General features: G+C 58.5%; 2 protein-coding genes. One reads left to right on the forward strand and one right to left on the reverse strand.

The window, feature by feature from the left end; genetic code table 11:
• Positions 1-82: 82 nt before the first annotated feature.
• Positions 83-6739 (forward strand): immunoglobulin domain-containing protein, encoded by a 6657-nt coding sequence (locus tag AC6FTP_RS13675; protein ID WP_497207472.1) that lies wholly within the window; start codon positions 83-85, stop codon positions 6737-6739.
• On the opposite strand, the gene AC6FTP_RS13680 is transcribed toward AC6FTP_RS13675, so the two are convergent.
• On the reverse strand, positions 6740-7086 hold a 347-nt coding region (locus tag AC6FTP_RS13680; protein ID WP_497207473.1), incomplete at its 5' end, for a S8 family serine peptidase.

Below are 7086 nucleotides of genomic sequence, written 5' to 3' on the forward strand. Positions count from 1 at the left end.
AGATTGACATCCCCTCCGACCACATTTCCCAACCCTCCACCCCATCAACTCTTCTAATGGGGCCTTCGTTTTTTGACCAACCATGCAGACAGCGCACCTTTCCCAACTCTTCCATCTTCGCACCTTTGGGCTCATCACCATGGGATTCGCCTTGTTATCGGTGACGAATCTTTATGGCAAAGCTCCCGCAGCTCCAACCGGTGGCGAACTGAGCCACTCCTACTTTGGCCTTCCAGCAAACGGCACCAGTTCAGTCCCAACGAGTTCCTGGCGCACTTGGCGCATCGAGTGGGAGGACAATGCCATCGATGAAGAGGGATACATCATCGGCGTCCGCCTGGGCAACGTCGGGCCCTTTTACACCGCTCGCAATCTCTCAGCCAACACCACCCAGGTCACCTTCTCCATTGAAGCGGTCGATCCAGGTAACATCATCCAATTCCGTGTCGAAGCTTGGAAACGCAATGGAACAGCCATCGAAAGCAGCGCCCTGATCATCCCCACCGTCGCCCCTCCAGACCCCACAGGAGCCGCGTTTGCCGCCCCCTCAGACATCGCCTGCGCCCAGCAGGACCTCGACCCAGGTTCAGGGACCAGTCTCAGCGATGGCTTTCTCAAACTCACTTGGAATGACAACTCCTCCACAGAACTAGACCAGCAGGTTCAAATGCGTGAAATCGTCACCGGAATGACAGATGCCAGTTGGAAGGACCTCGGCACCGTCTCTTTCAACGTCGAGGAGATCCTCCTCTTCAATAAGATCCGCTACCCCGGCACTAACAGCAATATCCAGTTCATCCCCGGCAAGCCCTACCAGTTTCGTGTTCGTGCCATTCGTGGCAGCGAGATCACTAACTTTAGTGAGACCTCCTCCGACACCAACACAGCCAACACGCCGCACGCCTTCATCATACCGGATCTCAACGCGCCTACCGACCTCAATGCCAGCTCCGCCGGAGAAAATCAGCTTCTGCTGAGCTGGGCAGACAATTCTCAAAATGAGACCGGCTACAACATCGAGTTCCGCTTCATCACTGAGTCCACTCCTCCCGCCTTTCAAAACTTCGGTGACGTGGGCGAAAACGTCCGCAGCGTTCTCGTCCCCGCTTCCCAAAACGCCACCGCCGAGTTTCGCATCCGGGCTTTGTATCAATACACCCCCTCAGGCACCACGACCGCTACCCGCCTTTACTCCGCCTTTGCTGCCAACACTGCCCAGGCCAGCACCTCCACCTTCGCCCCTCCATCGGACCTCACTGCCACCACCTCCGCCGGCATGGACGGCACCATCGACCTGACTTGGAAAGACAACTCCAGCACTGAGGGCGGTTTTGACATCCTCCTCCGGCCTGCCGGCACCACCATTAACTACAAATTTGCCCGCGCCGTCCCCGCCAACGTCACCCGTGTGAGCGTCAATTCCATCGCTGGCACCGTCGGCGCGGATGGGCTGCCGACTGCCACCAACTTCGCCCCCCTGACGGCTGGCACCGCCTACGAATTCATCGTCCGTGCTGTCGGCAACAGTGAATCCATCGTTTCACTCAGCAGCGCCAGCGCCACCGCCACACCCAAGGCGGGCTTCACCATGCCACGCCTCTTTCAGCCCGCGCAGAAAGGCCAGACCTTCACCTATCAGGTCAGCACCTCCACCACCATCGAGCGCACCGGATGGAGCGTCGGCGGACTCCCCAATGGCCTCAGTTTCAACAACGAAACAGGCCTCATCAGCGGCACCCCCCTAGCCGATGGCACCTTCCTCTGTCCCCTCTTGGCCAACTTCACTGGGGGTGGCTCTGCTACAGCCACCCTGACCCTGCGTGTTCTGGACACTCTCGCACCACCCACGGCCGCCACCCCCATCTCCAACCTCACCGTCGGCCTTGGCACACCCGCAACAATCGGTCTGGCTGACAAATTCACCGACCCAGATGCCGAGACCGCCGTTCGTCTCATCACGACCAAAGGTAACATCGACATGATGCTCTACCCCAGCCTCGCCCCACAGGGCGTGGCCAACTTCCTCGCTTATGTCAATGCGGGTGATTACAACGGCATGGCCTTTCACCGGCTAATCGCTGGCTTCATCCTCCAGGGCGGTAGCATCCGAGCCATCGCCGCACCGAGAAGCTTCGAGAGCATCTCCAAGCGCACCTCACCCACGAACGAACCTGGCATTTCCAATCTCCGTGGCACCATCGCCTCTGCCAAAATCGGCTCCAGAAACTCCAGCTTCAGCAACGGTGCTGGAACCGTCGATCGTGACGATTCATTCGGCTATCTAGGCTCACCAGACAGCGCCACCAGCGACTTCTTCTTCAATCTCGGCAACAACGCCGCCAACCTGGACAACCAAAACAGTGGCTTCACCGCCTTTGGCCGTGTCACCACCAGCGGCATGGCTGTCGTCGATGCCATCTCCGCCGTGCCCATCGGTTCCTACACTTCCGATAAAAGCCTTATTGTGGATGGAACCCTCGTCCCATTCACCTCCATCCCCATGAATGCCGCCACTGCACCGGCAAACATGGACGTAAACCAAACAGTCCGCGTCCTCAGTGCTTCGGTCATCTCGCCATTCGCTTATTCCGTCAACGATGTCTCTGCCAATATAGCAACCGTCGTCATACAGGACGGCCAGATCAAGATCACCGGTCTGGCTGCTGGCACACGCAATGTCATCCTCAGCGCGCGTGATCTGGATGGCAATACCACCGCTCAGAACTTCACCATCACAGTGACGCCTGGTCACCTCCATCCCAGCATCACCAAACAGCCCGTTTCCATCGTCGTCAACGCAGGCAAGCCCGCCGCATTCAGCGTCAACGCCACCGGCACGGCGCTGACTTACCAGTGGCGGCGCGGTGGCACCAACCTCACTGGCAAGACTGACCCCACACTCACCCTGGACAACGCTCAGGCCGGAGACGCTGGCGTCTATGACGTGCTCGTCAGCAATGCCACCACCACGCTCACCAGCGCTCCAGCCACTCTGGCCATCCGAACTCCCGCAGACATCACCTCCACTCTGCCGAATGAACTGCTCATCGAAGCTGGCCAACCCCTCGACCTTGCCGTCACCGTGGTCGGTGCCCCCGAGCCCACGTTCACTTGGCGGCGTGGCAGCACTGTCATCAAAGGACAGATCACCAAGCGCCTGCTCATCAATGCCACCACCCTGACCGATGCCGGCATCTACAAAGGCACCGCCACGAATGGCAGCACCGACACCACCAACGCCTGCAACGTCCTCATCGTGGACAAAGCCCGCCGAATCATCGTCGCCGCCCCCGGCAAACCCGTCAAACTCACCGCCCCCGTGGCCGGCCCCTTTCTCACCTACCGCTGGCGCAAAGGCGGCGTGAACATCCCTCTCGACCAGCCTGGTTTCAGCGGCATGACCTCTGCCACCCTCTCCATCAATGCCGCGGCATTCGGCACAGACAGCGGCGACTACACTTGCGTCCTCACCCCTCCCGGCTCACTCCCCGTCACCATCAGTGGCATCCTCCACCTCGCCGTCTCCAATGCGCCCCAACTCACCGTCATGACGGGTAATAATGCACCGCCTTCAGGAGTCGTCGGCAGCATTTATGCCTACAATGTGCCCTACTCCAAAGATGAGAATGGCAACCCTTTCGATCAAAACACACCCACCAGTTTCATCCTCAAAAACCTGCCTCCCGGACTCGCCTACAATGCAGCCACAGGGCTGATCTTCGGCGTGCCCACCAGCTCTGGCAGCTTCACATTCACCGCCCAGGCGAAGAACGCCACAGGCTCGGGTAACATCGTCAGTGGCACCATCTTCATCCAGTCCATGCGCGCCGCCACCACCGGCAGCTATGTAGCCCTCATCACGTCCTCCTCTGAGCTCAATGGAGGTCACGGCGGACGGCTCAACCTCACCATCACTGACAATGCCGCCTTCAGCGCCAGCCTACAGCTCGGCAAAGACACCTACCCACTCAAAGGCAGCCTCCTTCTCGGACAGAACAACGGCAGCGAAATCTACCTCGCCAGCATCAACTTTAAAAGCAAGTTAGGCAAAACGCTCAACCTCGGCTTCAACGTCTTTGCTGTCTCAGGCACCCTCATCGGAGCCATCTCTGATGGCACCCTTTCTGCCGACCTTTCCGGCCACCGGCAGTTCTGGGAAGCCTCGCGTAACCCTTGTCTCCCCGTGCGATTCAACGGTTTTGGCGGACTCTTTAACCTCGCCCTGAGTCTTCGCGCTGCCGACCTCGGCAAGGCAGGCATCCCCCAGGGCGATGGCTACATGACTCTTAGCAACTCGGCCGCTGGCATCAGTACCTTCGCGGGGCGCCTGCCCGAAGGGACCAGCATCACCGGCAGCTCCATCATCAGCAGCAGTGGACAAGTCATGCTCTTCCAAATGCTTTATGCCAACAACGGCTCCCTGCTCACCAATCTCGGTGTGCGCTCCGGCCGCAGAGACACGAACGACGCTTTTTACTTCAACAGCTTCAATGGTGAAGCACGCCTGATCAAAAACCCAGCCGCCCCCACCAAGGAACTCCTCTACAAAACCGGCTTCCCAGCCACCTTTATGGATGTTCGCGGCTGGGAGTACCAGGAGCCAAACTCCCTCATCACCCCCATCGTGATGAATCTCACCAACGTAGCCAACAACGCCCGACTCGACTTTGCTGAAGGAGGTCTCGCCGCTGCGGCACAGAACCCTGACACAGACCTCACTCTCGACAATGGGAACAAAGCCACCTTCCCAGCCGCCAATCCCACCAAGGTCACCCTCAATGTCAACCCTGCGACCGGCGCTTATTCTGGCACCTTTGTTCTTGTGGATGGCAGTGTGAAGCGTCCAGTGGCTTTCCAAGGCCTCATCATCCCCACCATCGGTGAAATAGCCGGCCTACAAGCTGTCCTCAATTCCAACGGCGAAACCGTCCTGCCAGCACAGCAGGGTGTCTCCCCGACTGGTGCCTATGGTGCAGGATACTTCCTGCTCGACCAGCTGCCCACACCGCCCAAGGCCACATTCAGTGAGCGCCGCTCCGGAAAAGCACAGCTTTCAGCCAAGCCCTTCACCATCGATCCACAACCACAACCAGTGACAGTCGATCCAGGTGAAAATGCCAGCTTTAACTTCACTGTTCAGGGAGGTCTCAATGATCCAAACGCCACCCTTTCCTACCAGTGGCGGCATAACGGCACCAATCTCACCAATGGCAGTGGAGTTTCCGGCGCCACCACTTCCAACCTGTCTCTTTCATTAGTCGATGAGTCCGATCAAGGCAGTTACGACTGTGTTATTAAAAAGACGTTAACTGTCTCCAACACGACTCTTGATGTCAACATCGTGACCACCCAGGCGGCAACGCTGACCGTTAATGACCCGCTCAGTGATGTCATCGTCGTTCAGACACCTACTGCATCCTTGCAGCCCGATGGAGCGCAGATCACCTTCAGTGTTGAAAACAAGGGCACCGGTCCTTTCACCTACCAGTGGCAAAAGAACGCCGTGGACATCCTTGGTGCGACAAATTCAACCTACGTCATAGCTTCCATGACTTCGGACCATGCAGGCAACTACCGGGTGATCGTCAAAAGCGATATCACCCCGGGCGGCGTCACCAGCTCGGCCAAGTCCCTCGCCCATGCAGTTCCTGTAACCACCGTCACCGCGACGCAATCCATCAACTCCTCCTCCATCGCCGCAGGCAGCCTCATCAAGTTCACCGCCACGGCCAACGGCTCAACCCCGCTCATCTACCAGTGGCTCAGGAATAACATCCCCATCACGGCCGCTCAATCGGCCACCTACACCATCAACTCCACTGCCGTCGCCGACAGTGGCACCTACAAGGTCCAGGTCACCAACGCCGTCACCAGCACCCCGGCGACCAGCAACGAACTGGCGGTCCTTGTCACACAAAACATCAGCAACATTCAGATCGCCAAAAGCTACACAGGGGTCGCCGCACTGCCGAACACCTCTGTCAGCTTCACCGTATCAAATCAGGGCACCGGCCCCTTCAATTATCAGTGGCGTAAGAATGGCGTGAACCTGGATGGGGAGACATTCAACACACTCACCGTCGTCACGGGTGCTGAAGTCAACATCTCCAATCCTGACAGTTACGACGTCCTCATCACCAGTGCCTTGGTACCTTTGGGCGCGGCCAGTCCGCCGGTCGAACTCCTTATTGCCATTCCAGTTTCCAACATCATCGCCTCTCGCACACCCACGAACAGCAGCCTGGCCACCGGCACAGATGGCATCACCTTCTCGGTCAGCGCAACCGGCTCGAATCTCAGCTATCAATGGCGCAAAGATAACACTGATATTCTGGACGCGACCAGCTCAACCTATGTCATCAACGACGCCACTCCGACTCAAAGCGGCCTCTACTCCGTCAAGGTTTCGAACATCGTCACCCCTGCGGGCATTATGAGTGCCAACGTGCCACTGAACGTGATGGACCCCGTCCAGACAGCCACAGCCGAACTCACCGCCCCCATCAGCACCACGGTATCTCCCGGAGCGATCTTGAATTTTACAGGTTCAGCAGATGGCGGCAGCAGTTTCACCTATCAGTGGAGGAAAGATGGTGTTGCCATCCCCGAAGCCACCGATGCCACATTAAATACCACCGCAGACACGACCGCCGGCAACTACATCTATGATGTCGTCGTCTCCAACCCGGTCACTTCAGTGGGAATCGTCAGCAATCAAATCACCATCACCGTCCGGTAATCACGGCAGCCTCAGGATACCAGCCCCCACCTGCGTCACGGGAGCCCCCGTGCGCACCGCATTGCTCGTCAGCACCAGCGGGATATTCGCCGCCTGATAATTCCGGCTCAGCAGCGCCGCCACCCCGCCGCTCACCAAAGCCGCAGCCTGAGACGTGCCACTGCCGATGACCGTCTTTCCGCCGCTATACCAGGACACGATCCCCACCCCCGGTGCCGAGATAAACAAGCCCTCGCCCGAGTTTGAAAAGTAAGCCTGCCGCCCCTGCGCATCCACCGCCGCCACACTGATGACTTTGTCATAGCTCGCCGGGTAGGCCAGCGATGACGCCTGCTCATTCCCCCCCG

It is taken from the genome of Prosthecobacter sp., assembly GCF_044378005.1.
Classification (GTDB): Bacteria; Verrucomicrobiota; Verrucomicrobiia; order Verrucomicrobiales; family Verrucomicrobiaceae; genus Prosthecobacter.